This is a genomic window from Orenia sp. (genome assembly GCF_055140805.1).
Genome location: NZ_JBSQYM010000047.1, coordinates 1 through 18,491 on the forward strand (window position 1 = coordinate 1; position 18,491 = coordinate 18,491).

At 32.8% G+C, this 18,491-nt stretch carries 17 protein-coding genes; 13 read left to right on the forward strand and 4 right to left on the reverse strand.

Annotated elements, in window-relative coordinates; translation table 11 throughout:
- Positions 1 to 226: 226 nt before the first annotated feature.
- The 6 genes from ACTCDL_RS06510 (at position 227) to ACTCDL_RS06535 (ending at position 8,388) form a co-directional block, all read left to right on the forward strand.
- Positions 227 to 1,147 carry a bifunctional riboflavin kinase/FAD synthetase gene (locus tag ACTCDL_RS06510; RefSeq protein ID WP_463175191.1) on the forward strand — a complete coding sequence of 307 codons (921 nt, stop codon included), beginning with the start codon at positions 227 to 229 and terminating at the stop codon, positions 1,145 to 1,147.
- 230 nt (positions 1,148 to 1,377) lie between these two features.
- Positions 1,378 to 1,647 (forward strand): 30S ribosomal protein S15, encoded by a 270-nt coding sequence (rpsO, locus tag ACTCDL_RS06515; protein WP_463175193.1) that lies wholly within the window; start codon positions 1,378 to 1,380, stop codon positions 1,645 to 1,647.
- 315 nt (positions 1,648 to 1,962) lie between these two features.
- Positions 1,963 to 4,077 carry a polyribonucleotide nucleotidyltransferase gene (pnp, locus tag ACTCDL_RS06520; RefSeq protein WP_463175195.1) on the forward strand — a complete coding sequence of 705 codons (2,115 nt, stop codon included), beginning with the start codon at positions 1,963 to 1,965 and terminating at the stop codon, positions 4,075 to 4,077.
- 196 nt (positions 4,078 to 4,273) lie between these two features.
- Complete coding sequence (locus tag ACTCDL_RS06525; RefSeq protein ID WP_463175196.1) at positions 4,274 to 5,113, forward strand: deoxyribonuclease IV; 840 nt, start codon at positions 4,274 to 4,276, stop codon at positions 5,111 to 5,113.
- 11 nt (positions 5,114 to 5,124) lie between these two features.
- Positions 5,125 to 7,242 carry an ATP-dependent DNA helicase gene (locus ACTCDL_RS06530; RefSeq protein WP_463175197.1) on the forward strand — a complete coding sequence of 706 codons (2,118 nt, stop codon included), beginning with the start codon at positions 5,125 to 5,127 and terminating at the stop codon, positions 7,240 to 7,242.
- Between the two features lie 213 nt (positions 7,243 to 7,455).
- Complete coding sequence (locus tag ACTCDL_RS06535) at positions 7,456 to 8,388, forward strand: cell wall hydrolase (protein WP_463175199.1); 933 nt, start codon at positions 7,456 to 7,458, stop codon at positions 8,386 to 8,388.
- A 16-nt stretch (positions 8,389 to 8,404) separates the two neighbouring features.
- On the opposite strand, the gene ACTCDL_RS06540 is transcribed toward ACTCDL_RS06535, so the two are convergent.
- The 3 genes from ACTCDL_RS06540 to ACTCDL_RS06550 all read right to left on the reverse strand — a co-directional run bounded on the left by ACTCDL_RS06540 (position 8,405) and on the right by ACTCDL_RS06550 (position 10,436).
- On the reverse strand, positions 8,405 to 9,295 hold the full coding sequence (locus tag ACTCDL_RS06540; RefSeq protein ID WP_463175200.1) for a DMT family transporter: 891 nt from the start codon (positions 9,293 to 9,295) through the stop codon (positions 8,405 to 8,407).
- A 66-nt stretch (positions 9,296 to 9,361) separates the two neighbouring features.
- A complete protein-coding gene (locus tag ACTCDL_RS06545) occupies positions 9,362 to 10,153 on the reverse strand; it encodes an AraC family transcriptional regulator (RefSeq protein WP_463175201.1) in 792 nt (263 codons plus the stop codon).
- A 19-nt stretch (positions 10,154 to 10,172) separates the two neighbouring features.
- A complete protein-coding gene (locus ACTCDL_RS06550; RefSeq protein WP_463175202.1) occupies positions 10,173 to 10,436 on the reverse strand; it encodes a hypothetical protein in 264 nt (87 codons plus the stop codon).
- Positions 10,437 to 10,797: 361 nt separating this feature from the next.
- On the opposite strand from ACTCDL_RS06550, the gene sleB reads away from it, so the two are divergent.
- Both sleB and ACTCDL_RS06560 read left to right on the forward strand, forming a co-directional pair.
- Positions 10,798 to 11,649: a spore cortex-lytic enzyme gene (sleB, locus tag ACTCDL_RS06555; RefSeq protein ID WP_463175203.1), complete on the forward strand. Its 852-nt coding sequence runs from the start codon at positions 10,798 to 10,800 to the stop codon at positions 11,647 to 11,649.
- A 312-nt stretch (positions 11,650 to 11,961) separates the two neighbouring features.
- A complete protein-coding gene (locus tag ACTCDL_RS06560; protein ID WP_463175206.1) occupies positions 11,962 to 12,504 on the forward strand; it encodes a DUF4126 domain-containing protein in 543 nt (180 codons plus the stop codon).
- A 43-nt stretch (positions 12,505 to 12,547) separates the two neighbouring features.
- Here the strand turns inward: ACTCDL_RS06560 and ACTCDL_RS06565 are convergent, their stop codons facing one another.
- Positions 12,548 to 13,696, reverse strand: a complete 1,149-nt coding sequence (locus ACTCDL_RS06565) for an N-acetylmuramoyl-L-alanine amidase (protein ID WP_463175209.1) — start codon at positions 13,694 to 13,696, stop codon at positions 12,548 to 12,550.
- Between the two features lie 393 nt (positions 13,697 to 14,089).
- Here ACTCDL_RS06565 and ACTCDL_RS06570 point away from each other — a divergent pair, with 393 nt between their 5' ends.
- From ACTCDL_RS06570 to ACTCDL_RS06590, 5 genes are all read left to right on the forward strand, one after another.
- The gene (locus ACTCDL_RS06570) at positions 14,090 to 14,866 is read left to right on the forward strand and encodes a polysaccharide deacetylase family protein (RefSeq protein WP_463175211.1); all 777 of its coding nucleotides are present in this window, start codon (positions 14,090 to 14,092) and stop codon (positions 14,864 to 14,866) included.
- Positions 14,867 to 14,868: 2 nt separating this feature from the next.
- Positions 14,869 to 15,606 carry a polysaccharide deacetylase family protein gene (locus ACTCDL_RS06575; RefSeq protein ID WP_463175212.1) on the forward strand — a complete coding sequence of 246 codons (738 nt, stop codon included), beginning with the start codon at positions 14,869 to 14,871 and terminating at the stop codon, positions 15,604 to 15,606.
- 15 nt (positions 15,607 to 15,621) lie between these two features.
- The gene (locus ACTCDL_RS06580) at positions 15,622 to 16,488 is read left to right on the forward strand and encodes a VanW family protein (protein ID WP_463175213.1); all 867 of its coding nucleotides are present in this window, start codon (positions 15,622 to 15,624) and stop codon (positions 16,486 to 16,488) included.
- A gap of 137 nt (positions 16,489 to 16,625) precedes the next feature.
- On the forward strand, positions 16,626 to 17,060 hold the full coding sequence (gene dut, locus ACTCDL_RS06585) for a dUTP diphosphatase (RefSeq protein ID WP_463175214.1): 435 nt from the start codon (positions 16,626 to 16,628) through the stop codon (positions 17,058 to 17,060).
- A 202-nt stretch (positions 17,061 to 17,262) separates the two neighbouring features.
- Positions 17,263 to 18,491, forward strand: a 1,229-nt coding sequence (locus ACTCDL_RS06590; protein WP_463175216.1) for an APC family permease, incomplete at its 3' end; no start/stop codon positions are given.

The window sequence follows — 18,491 nt, forward strand, 5'->3', positions numbered from 1 at the left end:
AATTAGGATATTAATAGATTAAATTAAAGATTTAAAAACTCTTGATTTTAATTCGCGTCAATTCGTGAGATTCGTTGCAAAAAATCATTTGAGCTTGTTATATTACTATAACTGTTAATATGAAATCTTTATCGGTTTCTATATAGCTAGATTATTGTTTAGTATGATTTCATAGTTTATCCTCAAACTTAACCTTAATTACCTCTTGAAAGGAGAGGTGTGCTAAATGGAGATATACTACACTCAAGCTAGAAATCGACCTACAGTAATGACCCTAGGAACCTTTGATGGGGTACATTTAGGTCATCAACAGATAATTAATTTAGCAGTAAAAAGAGCTAAAGAGTTAGATTATGATAGTTCCTTATTTACCTTCTATCCTCATCCTTTACAGACTATATCTCCTGATAAAGCTCCTAAAGTTCTAACAAACTGGAGTCAAAAAAGAAGAATTATTCAATCATTAGGAATAAAGCAATTGATTGTACGGAAATTTGATCAAGAATTTTCCCAAATATCTTATCAAAGCTTTGTAGAAGATTATTTAGTAAAACGTTTTAAGGTAAAAGAGATTATTGTAGGGGAAGATTTTAGATGCGGATCTGGAGGGAAAGGTACTCCAGCCAAGTTAAGAGAGTTAGGAGAAGAATTAGGGTTTAGAGTCCAAGCTCTTTCAAGTATAAAGACTAATAATCGAGATATAGGTAGTACCTATATTAGAAATCTGATTTTAGCTGGCAAGGTTTCTGAGGTCAAAGAACAATTGGGCAGAAATTTTGCGTTAGACTGTAAAGTAATTCGAGGTGACCAACGAGGAAGAGAGTTAGGTTTTCCTACAGCTAATTTAGAGCCATTAGCTGATTATGTTCTACCACCTTTAGGTGTCTATGCTTGTCACATAAAGATCAATGATGAGGTCTATAGTGGAGCAGTTCATTTAGGTCTTCTACCGACCTTTGATAAGAATCAATTCAGTATTGAAGTGCATATTCTAGACTTTAATCAGAACATATATGGGCAACGCCTAGAATTGGAATTTGTAGAGAGAATTAGACCTGAAAAGAGGTTCTCTACTGTTGAAGAGCTAATAGCTAGAATGGAAGAGGATGTAAGGATTACTAGAGAAATCTTGAGTAAAATAAACTAGTAATAGGATAGTTTACTTAAGTTTGTGATTAGGATTATGATTTCTATCCAGATAGCTATTTATCAAGAGAATTAATAGAATTTATTAATCCAAAAAAATATTTAATATAGTTTACATTTTAATCTTATTATGCTACAATATTATATGGAATTAACCATTAACTAGGTTGTTCGTTTCCCAGCGATTGACTTGGTAATTGGGGATTTGAAGAAAATAGGGGGTGAAAGTTAATGTTATCTGAAGCAAAAAAACAAGAAATCATTGAGAAGTATGCTATTAATGAAGGTGATACTGGTTCAGCTCCAGTTCAAATCGCTGTTTTAACAGCAAGAATTGGTGAACTTACTGAGCATTTAAAAGTACACAAAAAAGATCACAGCTCAAGACGTGGTCTATTAAAGATGGTTGGAAAGAGAAGAAGATTACTTAAATACCTTAAGAATAAAGATATCGAGCAATTCCGTAATTTAGTTGCTGATTTAGGTATTAGAGCAAAATAGTAGATTATTAAGAGCGGGAATACCCGCTCTTAACTTTTAATAATTGAGCAAAATTTGTCAATAAATCCATTTTCATAATTAAAAATAATTATTAGATACTATAAGGCCGTATTTATAATAAAAAATAATTGATATTATCTGAGCAATATGGATAAACTACAGATTACTATAATAATTTATTCTTTATATTATCTTAGTAAATATGCTAGTTAAAATAGATAATAAGATATTTTAATGGTCTTATTCTTTTTTTATAATTATATTATTAAATACATAAGATAAAGATAGTTTAATATAGAAGGGAGTTAAGAATTTATGTCATATAAGTGGTCAATGGAGTTTGGAGGCCGAAATTTAACAATTGAAACTGGTAAATTGGCTGAAATGGCTAATGGGTCAGTTTTAGTAAGATACGGAGAGACTGTAGTATTAGTAACTGCAACTATGTCTGATCCTCGTCCAGGTATGAACTTTTTTCCTTTAATGATTAACTATGAGGAGAGATTATATGCTGTTGGAAAGATACCAGGAGGTTTTATTAAGCGTGAGGGAAGACCAAGTGATGCAGCTACTTTAGCAGCCCGCTTAATTGATAGACCTTTACGTCCTTTATTTCCAAAAGGATTTAGAAATGATGTACAGATTGTGGCTACTGTATTATCTTTAGATATGGATAATCCTGCTGATATTGCTGCAATGATAGGAGCTTCTGCTGCTTTATCTATCTCTGATATTCCTTTTGAAGGACCAATTGCTGGTGTTAAAGTAGGTTTAGTTGATGGAAAATATGTTATCAACCCAACAATTGAACAGTATGAATCGAGTGCTTTAGATTTAACAGTAGCAGGTACTGGTGATGCAGTAATGATGGTAGAGGCTGGAGCTAATGAAGTTTCAGAAGAAGATATGATTGAAGCAATAGATTTTGGACATCAAGAGGTTCAAAAGTTAGTTGAATTCCAAGAGAAGATAGTTGCTGAAGTCGGTAAAGAGAAGGCAGAGGTAGAACTAGAAGTTGTAGATGATAAAGAGTTAGAAGCTGAAGTTAGAGAATATGTAGGCGATAAGTTAATTCAAGCCTTACAGAATAAAGATAAAAAGATACGTGGAACTGAAAAAGATGCAGTTTATGAGGAAGTAATAGAATACTTCAAAGATAAATATCAAGAAGTTGAAGATTTAGATGAAATTATAAGTAATACAAAAGCTTATTTAGACAAGATTTCTAAAGAGTCAATTAGAAGTTTAGTATTAAATGAGAGAGTTAGAGTTGATGGTCGTAAGTTAGATGAAGTAAGACCGATTTGGTGTGAAGTAGGAATATTACCTAGAGTTCATGGTTCTGGAGTATTTACTCGTGGACAGACTCAAGCTCTTACAGTAGCAACTTTAGGTGCTGTCGGTGATGAGCAGGTATTAGATGGATTAGAAGAGCAAGAATCCAAAAGATATATGCATCACTATAACTTCCCACCATATAGTGTTGGAGAGACAAGCCCATTGAGATCTCCTGGAAGAAGAGAGATAGGGCATGGTGCTTTAGGAGAGAGAGCACTTAGACCGATGATTCCTTCTGCTGATGAGTTTCCTTATACTATTAGAATGGTATCTGAGGTGTTATCTTCTAATGGTTCTACTTCTCAGGCAAGTATCTGTGGTTGTACTTTAGCTTTAATGGATGCAGGAGTACCAATTAAAGCACCAGTTGCAGGGATTGCTATGGGATTAATGAAGGAAGATGATAATGTAGCTGTCTTAACTGACATTCAAGGCCTAGAAGATTTTAATGGCGATATGGACTTTAAGGTAGCAGGAACTGAAGATGGAATCACTGCTTTACAGATGGATATGAAGATTAAAGGTGTTTCTAAGGAGATTTTAAAAGAAGCTTTAGAGCAAGCTAGAATAGGAAGGCTTCACATCTTAGGTGAAATGATGAAGGCTATTTCTAAACCTCGTGGGCAATTATCACCTTATGCTCCAAGTATTCTTACGATGAATATTGATCCTGAAAAGATCAAAGATGTTATCGGTAAAGGTGGAAAGACAATCAAGAGTATTGTTGATGAAACAGGGGTTAAGATTGATATTGAAGATGATGGAACTATCTTCATTGCTGCTGAAAATCAAGAAGCTGGTCAAGATGCCATCGATATGATCGAACAGCTGACTAAAGAAGTAGAGGTTGGAGAGATGTATCTTGGTGAAGTTAAACGTACAACAGGTTTTGGGGCCTTTGTAGAGATTTTGCCAGGTAAAGAAGGTCTAGTTCATATCTCTAAATTAGCAGAAGAACGTGTTGAGAAGGTAGAGGATATTCTTAAAACTGGAGATGAAGTATTAGTTAAGGTAATCGGGATTGATGATTTAGGTAGAATAAATCTCTCTAGAAAAGATGCTTTAAAACAGGAAGATGAAGATAAGAAATAAATTAAAATAGATTATTGGTAACTTTAAGACATAAACTGGAGCTTTTCTAGTTTATGTTTTTTAATATTTATTGAGAGATATTAAGAAACTTTCAATCTACCCAATACCTAAATTGTCTCTTTATCTTACATAAAGAAGATACGATTAACTTAGTATAATAGAAAAATGCTAGAAACTATTAAATTGAGGTGATATAATGAAATTTGGAGTACATACTTCAATTGCGGGAGGAATTGACCAAGCAGTGGTTAGAGCAGCCAAGTTAGGTTGTGGAGCTTTTCAGATTTTTTCTACAAATCCTAGAGGATGGAAGGCTAAGGAGATAAGTGATAAAGAAGCTCAAAGCTTTAAAGATGCTTTAGTTAAATATAATTTATCAACGGTAATAGTTCATACCCCCTACTTAATCAATTTGGCTTCACCTAAAGAAGATATTTATAATAAATCTCTCAATGCTTTGATAGCAGGAATCAGACGAGCAGATAAAATAGGTGCTCAGTATATGGTCTTACACCCTGGAAGTCATACAGGGGCAGGTCTTGAGCAAGGGATTGAGAATATTGCCAAGGGATTAATCAAGGTAATAACAGAGACTGATCCGAAAGTAACTATTCTTTTAGAGAATGTAGCTGGAGCAGGAACTGCAATTGGTAAGAACATTGAAGAGTTAAAGAGAATAATTAGTCAAGCAAATAATCATAATAAGTTAGGAATCTGTTATGATACCTGCCATGGTTTTGCAGCCGGTTATGACATTAGAGAGCAAGAAGAGGTAGATAGATTATTAGAGGAGATTGATTTAAATATTGGTCTGAACAGGCTGGGAGTTATTCATGCTAATGATTCGATGGGTGAGTTGGGCTCAAATAAAGATCGCCACCATCATATCGGCGAGGGGCAAATTGGATTAAAAGGTTTTAGCAATTTAGTTAATCACCCTAAGTTAAAGGATAAAGCCTTTATTTTAGAGACACCAGTTGATGAAAAGAAGAATGATCAAGATAATTTAGCCACTATTAAAAGTTTATTAGAATAAGGAGTTTTGATATGAATCAAAAAGAGTATTTACAAGAGGTAAGGGACTTTTTTTCACCAGGGAATAAATTAGATTCCTATTTTGACAAATATGAATATCGTCCTGAGCAACAAAAGATGTCAGTTAAAATAGCAGAAGTCTTTTCTAAAAAAGAACATCTGTTGGTAGAAGCTGGGACTGGTACTGGGAAGTCTTTAGCTTATTTAGTCCCTAGCATCTTGATGGCATTAAAAGAAGAAGAGAAGGTTGTAATCTCTACTAATACAATCAACTTACAAGAGCAATTGATTAAAAAGGATATCCCTTTATTACAAGAAATCTTTGATTTAGATTTTAATGCAGTATTAGTTAAAGGAAGAAAGAACTATATCTGTATTAGAAGATTGGTTCAGTTTGGAAAATCAGCTCAGTTAGATAATCAAGGTTATAATACTTTATCTAGGATTCATAATTGGGTTTTGGATACGGCAACAGGGTGTCGTTCTGATTTAGATTTTAGGGTTGATTATGATATTTGGGATAATATCTCTTCTGAAAGTGATTTGTGCTTACGGGCAAATTGTCCTTATTATGAGCAATGCCATTTTATCTTTGCTCGCGAGGAGGCTCAAGAAGCTGATATTTTAGTGGTCAACCATCATATATTGTTTGCAGATTTGGCTTTACGTCAAGAAAGAGGTCTAGATGGTGAGAATGCTGTGCTCCCTCCTTATAAGCAGGTTGTCTTTGATGAAGCCCACAATATTGAGGAGGTAGCTACTAGCTATTTAGGATTTAGAGTGAATAGAAGGGGGGTTATTAAACTCTTAGAATCTCTCTATAATTTTGATCAACAAACAGGTGTTTTGCTACAAACAAGGGCTGCAATTAGTGGCTTAAAGAAAAATATTAAGCAGAACTTTCAACAGAATATAGATAATAAATTGGTTCCCTTAGTTAGAAAGATAAATGACTTAAGCCATAGTTTATTCAACAATCTAATTAAGTTTATAGATAATAGGACTAAGGGAAGGGATAGAAAATTAAGATTGATAGAAGCTATCAGAGAAGAAAAGTATTGGCAAGATAGTTTGATGGTTGAATTTGATAATCTATTAATTAATTTAAATGATTTAGGTAAGAATCTAAGTGAATTATTAGAAGATATAGAATCTTATGAGGATGAGATAGATGAGGTAGAAGCAATAAAATTGGAGTTGAATGCTAAAGTAGATTCAATTTTAAAGGTAGGTGCTGATATTGCTGAGTTGATAAACTTCCCTGAAGAGGATTATGTTTATTGGCTAGAAGGTTATGAAGAGGACTGTAGCTTGCATTCTGCCCCAATCAATATAGCTCAACAGTTGCAAGATAACCTTTTAGGAAAGATGGATTCAGTAGTCTTAACCTCTGCTACTCTAACAGTGGATAAATCCTTTGGATTTATCAAAGATAATTTAGGTCTGATAGAAGAAGTAGAGACCTTGGAGGTAGGAAGTCCTTTTGATTATAGGAATCAATTGATGTTAGGAGTGGCTAAAGATTTACCGCAACCTAATCATCCTACCTTTACAGATGCTGTGATTGCTAGTGTCAAAGAGATTGTTCAAGCTACTAGAGGCAGAACTTTAGTTCTTTTTACCTCTTATGGAATGTTGAATAAGGTTTATAATTCACTAGAAAATCAATTAGATAGTTTAGAAGTTAATAATATCTATTGTCAAGGTATGAAATCTCGTCAATACTTAGTTGAAGAGTTTAAGAATAAAGAGAAGGCTGTTTTATTAGGAACATCTAGTTTTTGGGAAGGGGTAGATATTCCTGGCGAGCAATTAAGCTGTGTAGTCATTGTTAAACTTCCTTTTGTAGTGCCAAGTGAACCAGTAATATCTGCCAAGGTAGAGCAGTTAGAAGCAGCAGGTGAAAATCCATTTATGAAGTATATGGTACCTAAGGCTGTAATTAAATTTAAGCAAGGCTTTGGGAGGTTGATTCGAACTAAAGATGATAAAGGGTGGATTGTAATTTTAGATAACAGAGTTATTACAAAGAGATATGGGGAGATATTTCTTAAATCTCTACCTAGTGGATGTAATATTGTAACAGGAAATTTAAACTCTTTAAGCAAGAAGATTGGAGAATCTATTTAATTTTAATAGGGATTACTATCTATCTTTACTTTATTTAACAAGAAGGTTTTAGAGAATAGGTGTAGAAGTTTAATAATTAGTATCCAAAGGAATATACTAACTACTAAAAATTGACTGTTTTATTAATAGTTATGATTAAAAAAGTGGTTGTAGTTAAAATTTACTAAGGTTTATTAGCCATAAAATGGTTTAGGGGGAGGCATATAGTCAAAGATGAAAGCAAAGGTTATTATATTTTTATGTCTTATGTTAGTCTTTTTAATTGGTGGAGAGGTTGTTGTAGCAGCACCAACTTTTAAAGTAGAGTTGGTCTATACTGTTGCTCAGGGCGATGCTTTAATTAATATAGCTAAGAAGTTTGGGGTAACTGTTGATGAAATTAGAGAGGCTAATAATCTGGCTAAGAACCAATTTATTAGGGTTGGGGACAAGCTAATCATCCCCGAAAATTATCACTTAAATGGCTACGATGAAGTCAAAAATGATGTTGAATTTGTTCTTCATAAGAGAAAGGATGAGCTTAGCCAATATAAATTGGATTCTAACCAGCAGTATACAGTTAAGATAGAGAATAGCAACAAAAAGAAGATAGATGTGAGGCACTTAAAGACCCTAGATTATTATATTAAGCGAGGAGATAACCTTTATGATTTAGCTCAAGAATTCAATACTAGTATAGATGTACTTAAGGCTTTAAATGATCTTGATAATTCTATGATTCGATTAGGTGATAGAATTAAGTTGCCTATTAATAACTTAACACCTAAAGAGGTCTTATATCATACTATTAGTGATAAAGAATTTGAATTATTGGCTAGATTAATCTATGGTGAAGCCCGTGGTGAGCCTTATATTGGTCAAGTGGCTGTAGGTGCCGTGGTCTTAAATCGGGTAATAGATTCTTATTTTCCCAATACAATCAGAGGTGTTATTTATCAACCTAAGCAGTTTAGTCCAGTAGCTGATGGGCAGATTAATTTAAGACCAAATAGAACGGCATATAGAGCAGCTAGAGCAGCGTTAAAAGGGGAAGATCCAACAAGGGGGGCGCGTTATTTCTATAATCCTCGAACTGCAAAATATCAATGGTGGTTTAAAACTCGTGAAACTATAGTTCAGATTGGAGATCATGTCTTTGCTAGATAACTAAAAGGTCAGAACCCTAGGGTTCTGACCTTTTTCTACTTCTTTCGCTTAAATAGACTCCAGATAAGATTAGAACTCCACCACCAATCATAACACCATTTATCTTCTCATCTAGAAACAAAGATGAGGAGATCATTGTTATTAGAGGCACTAAGTAGATAAAAGCGCTGGTTTTTGTAGCCCCAATTAATTTGATGGCTTGAGACCACATTATAAAGGCTAATATTGAAGCTAATAAAGATAAAAATAAGAAGCTACTTATGATATTGATATTCCATAATCTTAGTATTTCAAATCTGATATGTTTATAAAGGATGATTGGAAGCATTGTAATTATACCATAAAAGAATATTTTTCTGATTACAAACAAAGGCTTTAAGTTATTGCTTATCTTTTTTAGTAGATTAGAGTAGATTGAAAATATTATTGCACATATAAAGGCTAATATATCTCCCAAAGGATTCAAATCTAAAATATATTTTTCATTAAAGATTACTAAAAAGGTACCTAATATGGAAAATATAAATCCATATAATAAATTTTTATGAAATGATTCATCTTCATGTATGAAATTTGCAATGGTTGCTGTAAATATTGGAATTGATGAGACGATTAGTCCTACATTTGAAGCTTGAGTATAGTTTAAGGCTATATTCTCTAATAGATAATAGGCAGTTACTCCTAAAAATCCTAAAATTAAAAAGAGAGACTCTTCTTTTAAATTCAGATCAAACTTAAATTTAGGAGAGATAATAGATAATATCAGATAAGCTAGGGTGAACCTATAGAATAAAATCTCATAAGGGGTCAGGTTCTTTAAGAGATTTTTGGTGAAGATATATGTAGTTGCCCAAATAAAAACTGTAAAGAATGCCAATAGATAACCTTTAATACTATTTCTATTCATATATATCGCTCCTTTTTTTCTTATCTTATTACTTTAAAAAGAAATAGTATTGTAAAAAGTTGCGATTTAGATATTTTCTCTATAATCCTTGGGAGTAGTCCCAGAAAACCGTTTAAATTCATTAGTAAAATGGCTCTGATCATAATAGCCTAAATTAACTGCGATTTTAGAGATATCCTGCTTGTTTTTGAGCTCTTTTTTAGCATAATTGAATCTTAAATTTCTTTGATAGGTTAAAGGGGAAATTTTATACATCTTCTTAAAACTTCTGATTAAATGATATTTACTGATTCCTGAAAAATCTGATAATTGCTCTAGAGTTATTTTCTGATTAAAGTTTTTCTCGATATATTTTTTTAATTTTTTAATCTCATCTTTTTTCAATGAATTTAACTCAAGGCTTTTTAGGTTGATAGTATTATTAGTTAAATATCTTTCTAGAAATTCTATTAGAAATAGTTCTTTTCTGCTATGATTGAGGTTATCTTCTAGAGATGAAAAATAGCTTTTTATCTCTAGAAATTTATCTTGTTTTAATTTAGAATATAATAATCTATTTCTGTTTAGTTTTAGTTTAAAGGTATTATAAAACCAATCATAATCAATATAAATCATGGTAAATTTCCACCTATTGATATCAATGGGATTACAATTATGAATCAGCTTTGGAGGAATTATAATTAAATCTTGTTTACTAAAGTTATAACTAACTCCTTCAAAATCTACTAAGGTAGCACCTTCTTCAATTAAGCCAATTGATAGTTCTTGATGGAAATGCTCTCTTTCTGCTTGAAGGTTATTGGAGCACCTCTTCATTTCAAATTTATCAAATTTTTGATCAAAATAATAAGAGACCATTGCAATTTCTCTCCTTAATTTAGTTATTATCTTCATTAATCTTTATAAGCTCTAAGGCCTCAATGATGAATTTATATCCATCTAAAATCAGACTAGCTATAAGTACTAATAAAAGAAAAATCATAAACTCTGCCATACTACCGAAGTTAGGAATAATTATTTTAGCAACAGTATAAGCAAAATAAAACATAATCAAAAAAATTAATGATATATTGCCAACCTTTTTCTTTAATTTGATTTTATCGATCAAACTTTCTTTAGAAGATTCAGCAGATTTGTTCATTTTATCCCTCCTAAGAGATTTTTAATTAAAACTATATTTATTTCTCTGCTATCATAATATTTATACATCTTTAAACTTATTCAATATATTTCTCCTACTAATATTTCTAAGATAGATGTTGTAAATATATAGACGTATTCTAATATCCTTTTACTTCAATAAGCTCCATCCAATCTCCTCCACCATTTACAGTCTATTTTTACTCGTTACCCATCACTCATTACTTGTTACTGCCTTTTATCAAAAGTATATTTATACCATTAAATTAAATAAAAATCCAACAACTTCCTTTGATAAACTTAGCTTACATATATTATAATTATAAAAGTGAGATAATTATATCAAAAGGGGGGTGTAATGATTGAAGAATGGGGTTATAATGGTTATGATAATTACCATGGTATTACTTATAGGTTCTTCAATTATTGCTGAGGCCTACACGTTAGGTTCGAGAACATTAATGTTTGGTAAGGTTGGTGAAGATGTCAAGGACTTACAGATTAAATTAAATCAATGGGGCTATAGTATCGGTGCTCCTGATGGTATTTATGGCAAGGGAACAGAGAGAGCTGTAATTGAGTTTCAAAAAGATCAGGGTCTAGTCATAGATGGTATTGCAGGTAAAAGTACAATTAATAAGTTGAAAATAAAAAATTATATTGAGTACTCTGTTAAGCCAGGAGATACTTTATCAAAGATTGCTAAGAACTTTAACACTACAGTTTGGAAGATTAAAGTAAATAATAACTTAAATACTGATGTTATTTATATGGGTGAGAAGTTGAAGATTCCACAAGCAGGTCCTAATACAGCCGCTGCTTATGCTGTTCAAAGTAAATCTAATTACAGATTACATGTTACAGCAGAAGAGATGGACTGGTTAACAAGGGCTGTTTATTCTGAAGCAAGGGGAGAACCTTATAAAGGACAGGTTGCTGTTGCTGCTGTTATCTTAAATAGAGTATTACACCCACGCTTCCCTAATACAGTTAGAGGTGTAATTTTTGAACCTTGGGCCTTTACAGCTGTACATGATGGTCAATTTTGGTTAGAACCACAGGCAACTGCCAGACAAGCTGTAATTGATGCCCTAAAAGGCTGGGATCCAACAGGGGGAGCTACCTTCTACTATAATCCAGCTAAAGTAACTTCCTACTGGATTTATACTAGACCTGTAATTACTCAAATTGGAAGGCACTATTTTGCAACTTAATAATGTAGAAAATCCTTTCTCTAAATTTAGAGAAAGGATTTTCTATATATACTAGCTATTTTGATATAAATAGTGATGATTAATGGGGATATTGTGACACTTTTAGGAATCAGGAGTCAGTAACCAGTTATCAGTAAGACAGACTGATTCCAGATTCCTGACACGAAAGTGTCGTAATATCTATCAATTATATCAGTCTCTATCTTAGCATCTTAGATAGTATTAATTAACAGCTTTTTCGAATATAGATACATATAAATGCTTTAAATCGGGTTAGTTATTTTAAATTAATTTTAGATGGGGTGGATTTAATTGAACTTAGTATTGAATGTTTTAATTGGTGTTGGCTTGAGTGCGGCTTCGGGATTTAGGGTTTTTATTCCTTTATTGATAATGAGTATTTCGGCTTTGTCAGGAGATTTGGTTTTGGCTGATAATTTTGAATGGATAGGGAGTTATTCAGCTTTATCTGTATTTATAGTGGCAACGATTATAGAGGCTACTGCTTATTATATTCCTGTAATAGATGAATTTTTAGAAAAGGTTTCTAAGCCAACTACAATGGTGGCAGGGACTATTATTATGTCCTCCTTTATTGTAGATTTAAGCCCAATGCTAGGGTGGGTATTAGCTATTATTGCTGGAGGAGGAACTTCAGCCCTTGTAAATCAACAGAGGCTAGAGAGTAAAAGAAATTCTGTAAGTGCAAATACTGTCAACTTAAAAGGTCTTCTATTCAGTACCAGAGAGGCCTGTAGTGCAGTCTCATTATCACTGTTGATGATGCTTGCTCCAATAACTTCATTTATAATTCTATTTGTTCTAATATTTTTATTAATCAAGCAGTTATTCTAAATTTCAAATTAAAAAGGCTAGGTTAGAGTTTAGCTAACCTAGCTTAGCTTAAGGGGATATCAAAATATAACTCTCCATTATTGAAGTCATTACCTTCTATTAGAATCTTTACCTTTTGAATCTCTGGTAGTTGGGTCAAAGAGTAGATGATAGATTTAATTTCTAATAGATTACCATTATCACCTGAATTACTTGCTATCAAATCTTTACTAAAATTAACATAAGCGATATTATCTTTGATATTAAGGCTTAATAACTTGGTTGCTGAAGGAATTAATCTTAAGTGCTCTTTAATCTGAGGACCTGCTAATAATCTATTAATAATTTCTGTAGCTACTTTTTCAATGGTTAATTTATCTGTAGACTTACTTACTTCTAAACTATTGATTTGAATCCTTTCTGTAGTTAAATCTTCTATTTCTTCTTGGTTATAGCTACCATAATATAAATTAATATAGTCATTAGAATTATCAGTTAGAGTGGTATTACTTTCTTCTTCTATAACTGAACTTAGATTATTATTAAAGTAGTCTATAATTCCTTCACCGATAGCTTGAGCAATCTTATCTTGCTCTTTAGGATTAGAGATTCTTTGTCTATCCTTACTATTGCTGATAAAGCCTACTTCAACAATTACAGCAGGAACAGGGCTTTTGCGTAGTATATAATAAGGTCCTTCTTTAATCTTGCGATAATTTTCTGGTTGAATTTCTATTAACTTCTTTTGAATAAAATCTGCTAATTTTTTACTCCCTTCTGAATCGGCTTTGTAAAAAGTCTGTCCCCCAAAGGACTTAGAACCAGGGAAGCTATTAACGTGAATACTCACCAGTAAATCTGCTTTATTCTCTTTAACTACTTCAACTCTATGAACAATATCTTTATTTCTATCCTTTTGATAGAGCTCATCATTATTTCTAGTCATTACTACACTGATATTGCCACGACCATCGAAAAAGTCCTTTAATTTTTTGGCGATAGATAGATTGATATCTTTCTCTAGAATATTATTATGGTTTGTTCCAGCATCAATTCCTCCATGTCCAGCATCAATTACGATAGTCTTATCAATTTTTGACATTACTGTAGTACTCTTGAGTCTAAAAGTGATAGAAAAACTTAGTATGAAGATAGCTAAAATAACTAAAGTAATCTTTAGAGGAGTGATGAAGAATACTTTCATTTTTTTCATATACAACCTCCTTTATCTAGGGATTGCTTATAAAAGTATATTAAAGTAAGGTGATAATATTCAGAGAAAAATATTCCATTAATAATCTTTTCATAATAGTTTTTAGTTATTACATATATTTATAGTAGTCTACAATTAGGTGTTCTTAAATTCAACTCTAATCTAGCAATTATATTTAATGGATATATTGCGACACTTTTAAAATTAGCGTGAGTGGGTGTGTGAGTGTGAGTAAACCCCAATAAAAAGAAGTTTTACACATACTCACACTCATAGCTCACACTCGACACAAAGTGTCTTAATATCTCTATATTTTAACATCTTAGTAATAGCAAAGTTATAAAGAGTTATTGCTCTGCATAAGTACATAGCAGAGAAGGAGGAGGTTAATAAGTGGATATAAAGTTGACTAAAAAGGATTTGTTAGTCTTTTGTGTTGTGTTAAGTGTGACCTTCTTTTTATTAGGTCTATTTGTCAGTGATACTTTTAATAATCCTGCAATTAGAGTCAGTGCTAATAAATTGGTTCCAATTTATAAGGTAGGTACTAAAGATAAGAAGGTAGCAATTACCCTAGATGGAATGTGGGGTGCCAAGAATACTCCCCGTTTATTAGAGATATTTAGGGAGAATAATGTTAAGATTACTTTCTTTTTTGGTGGGAATTGGCTAGAGGAGTATCCTCATTTGGTCAAGGAGATAGCTGCTAATGGTCATGAGGTTGGTAATCACAGTTACACCCATCCTCATATGGCCTCTTTGAGTGCTAGTCAGATTGAAGAGGAGCTTAATAGAACTGGGGAGTTGATTAAGAATTTAACAGGCAAACAACCGAGAGTGTTCCGTCCACCTTTTGGCGAGTATAGTAATCAGGTAATTAAGAGTTGTGAGAAATTGGGCTATTATCCGATTCAGTGGAGTATAGATTCTTTAGATTGGAAGGATGTTAGTGCTGATTTTATAGTTAAACGTGTTCTTGATAATTTAAGTCCTGGTGATATAGTGTTAATGCATAATAATGCTAAAAATACTCCAGAGGCTTTGATTAGACTGCTTCCAGAGCTGAAGCGAAGAGGTTATGAAGTTGTACCAGTCTCTGAATTGATTTATAAGGATAATTATTATATTGAGACTCATACAGGAATTCAAAAGCAGAGAGGAGCTGAATAGCAATGTCTCGAAGAAAGGTTAGAATATTTTATTTGCCTTTAAATAGAGATGTAATCTTAGGGTTTGTTGGGCTGATAATTCTATTAAGCTTTGGATTTATTCATTTTGACAAATCCAACAATTTGAAGGAACAGGCTGTATTTAACCCACAAAATAAAGCTATTTATAATGGGCCTAAAGATAAAAAAGCAATGGCTTTAACAATTAATGTAGCCTGGGGAGAAGAGTATCTACCATCAATGTTAGATACTTTGGATAAATATGATGTTAAAGCTACCTTCTTTTTTGTAGGTAGATGGGTAGAGAAGTTCCCTGAGAAGATAAAGGAGATTCAGAAGAGAGGCCATGAACTGGGGAATCATGGTTTTAGACATCTCCATCCTAAACAGCTAGATAAAGAGCGCTTGATTAAATTAATTAAAGATAATGAACAGCTTATCGATAAGACTACTGGTTATCAGACTAACTTATTTGCACCACCTTATGGTGAGGTTGATGATAGAGTTGCTCAAGTAGCAGCAGAGATTGGCTATAAAACGATTATGTGGAGCGCTGATACAATTGATTGGCAGAGACCAGCACCTGAGGTTATTATCAATCGGGTGGTTAGTAAAGCGGGAAATGGAGGGATTGTTCTAATGCATCCCACCAAACCAACAGCAGAAGCTCTACCCCAGATTATTGAAAGATTACAGGATGAAGGATATAATTTAGTAACTGTTTCTGAGTTGTTGGAGTAAGGTGATTGTATAATTATGAAAAAAAAGGAGGGAACAGTATATAATCTGCAGAAGGGGATAATAATTTTAAGTATAATAATCTTAATTGTTGTCCTAATCTTAGGACTGGTTGCCGAAGTAGATAGGTTTGTTAGAATTATCTGGGGTGTAGAAAAGGGAGTTATTTGGGAAGATCAAGAGTTAGGCGGATATCTGAAAAAAGAGGTTGAATCTTTGATTTATTATTATTCTAAAGATCATATAGTTTATCCTGTGGATGCTACTATTGATCCTAAGAGTGGGAAGGTTTTATCAGAGGTTAATGGTGAGATTATAGATATTACAGCCAATTTAGAGAATATCTTCAATGCTGAAGAGAATACAAAGTTAAAGTTAGTTAAATATAAGATTAATCCTTACCTCTATCGCCAAGATTTAGAGAAGATAACTAAAGTTATCGGTACTTATAAGACTACTATTACTGGGAGAAATCAGAGAAGAGAGAATATTAGAATAGCTACTGAACTTATCAATAATCAAGTGGTCTTGGCAGGAGATATATTCTCTTTTAATGAAGTGGTAGGACCTAGGAATAAGAAGAGAGGATTTAAAGAAGCCCCTGAAATTATTAATGGTGAATTGAGCTTGGGGATAGGTGGTGGAATCTGTCAGGTCTCTAGTACCTTATTCAATGCTCTAAAGGCTGATCAACTTCAGGTTATAGAACGCCATACTCATTCTAGAGATATCAGCTATGTTCCTGATGGCAAGGATGCTACTGTGGCTTGGGAGTATTTAGATTTTAAATTTAAGAATAATTTTGCTAATCCGATTATTATTAAAGCAGAGATAGTAGGAAATCAACTAATAATTAGAGTATTAGGGAGCAAGGAATTAAATTGACAAGGTATACTTAAGAAGATACAATTTAGTGAAGAGTGGTAGGAGTAAGGTGGTTAACAATTAGGTAGTTAGAACTATAAAAGCTATCTACTTAACCACCTAACCACCAACTAATAAATAATTGGGAGGAGTAGACAATGAAGATTCAGATTAAGCGAGTAAATGATGAAGCAATTATACCTAAATATCAGCATGGTGCTGTTGAGGATGCAGGGATGGATTTGCATTCTGTTGAAGCAGGAACTATCAAAGCAGGGGAGTATAAAATCTTCAAAACTGGAATTGCCATCAGTCTACCTAGTAGCTATATGGGCAAGGTAGCACCTAGAAGTGGACTAGCTCTTAAACATGGGATCACTGTTTTAAATGCTGAGGGGACCATTGATCCAGGATATCGAGGAGAGCTTGGGATAGTCTTGATTAATCATGGAAAGGAAGACTTTAAGGTCCATCAAGGTGATAGAATAGCCCAATTAATCATAGAGAAGTATGAAAATGTAGAGTGGGAAGAGGTAGAAGAGCTATCTGAGAGCCAACGTGGTGAAGGTGGCTATGGGCATACAGGTATATAATAAAGGTGCAGATTTTTAATCTGCATCTTTTTTAGTGGAATCTAATGTCAAGAGAGAGTTGATGGATAAGGGGTTTTTTGACATTTTATCTAATCTATCCTATAATGATTTTAATATAATAAGTACTCTAAGATAGAAAAAGATCAGTGGAGTTTAGAAGTGAAATTAAAATTTTTTGCAGATAGCTTGGAGGTGGAACTAGGTGAGTCAAAAAAATAAGATGGGTCTAAATGCAACTTGGAGTATGGCAGTTGGTGGTATGGTCGGAGGAGGAATCTTTTCCGCTTTAGGAGTTATTATTACAGTTGCTGGAAATATGGCATGGTTTAGTTTTCTCTTATCAGGGTTAATAGCTTTGGCTACTGCTGTAAGTTATTCTAATCTGACCAACAAATTTGAAGAAGGTGGAGGCGCTTTTACTTATATTAAAGATATAAATCATAAGGGACTGGCAGGAGGCTTATCATGGTTATTAATTATTGGTTATATTTTAACCCTTTCAGTTTATGCTTTTACTTTTGGACATTATTTAGAAGAATTAGTTTCTTTTGGTCCTTTATTTGCTAGAATTACATCTGCTATTATTATCATGATCTTTATGTGTATTAACCTTAAAGGTGTTGGTGAAGCTTCGTGGATAGAAATCATAACTGTTTGGGGAAAGTTAGCTATTTTACTAGGTATTTCTGCAGTTGGTTTGTGGCATTTCAGACCAGAAATATTAATTTCTAATAATATGGAGACTAGTGAGGCCTTTGTAACATCTGTTATAGGAGCTGCCACAATATTTATGGCTTATGAAGGATTTCAACTTATAACTTATGACTATCAAGAAATACATAATCCTAAAAAAACCATTAAAAAGGCAGAGATAATAGCGGTGATAACAGTTATTGCTATTTATATTCTGGTTACCTTAGGTACACTTATTTTGTTGGATAAAGGGACTATTATAGAGCATAAAGAAGTAGTTTTAGCAATTGCTGGTAAGAAAATTCTTGGTGTTACTGGTTTAATAATAGCTTCAATAGGTGCTCTGTTTTCTACAGGTTCTGCAATCAATTCAACAATCTTTGCAACATCTCGCTTAACAATCAAAGTAGCTGATGATGGAGAACTACCAGGCTTTTTAAGTCAGGAAAATAGTAATGGAATTCCTGATAGATCAGTTTTGTTAATAAGTTCATTAGGGGCTTTACTTGCACTTTTAGGTTCTTTATCAAACTTGGTAGAAGCAGCTAGCTTTATATTTTTAATTACTTTTGCTATAGTAAATTTTATTTCATTTTTAGAGTTAGAAAAGAATAAATTGATTTCAATGTTTGGATTTTGTGGTGCAGTGTTTTCAATTTTATGTTTGCTTTATCGTTTTATTCACAACTCCCCAATAATATTAGTATTTTTAAGTATCTCTGTCTCTTATACACATCT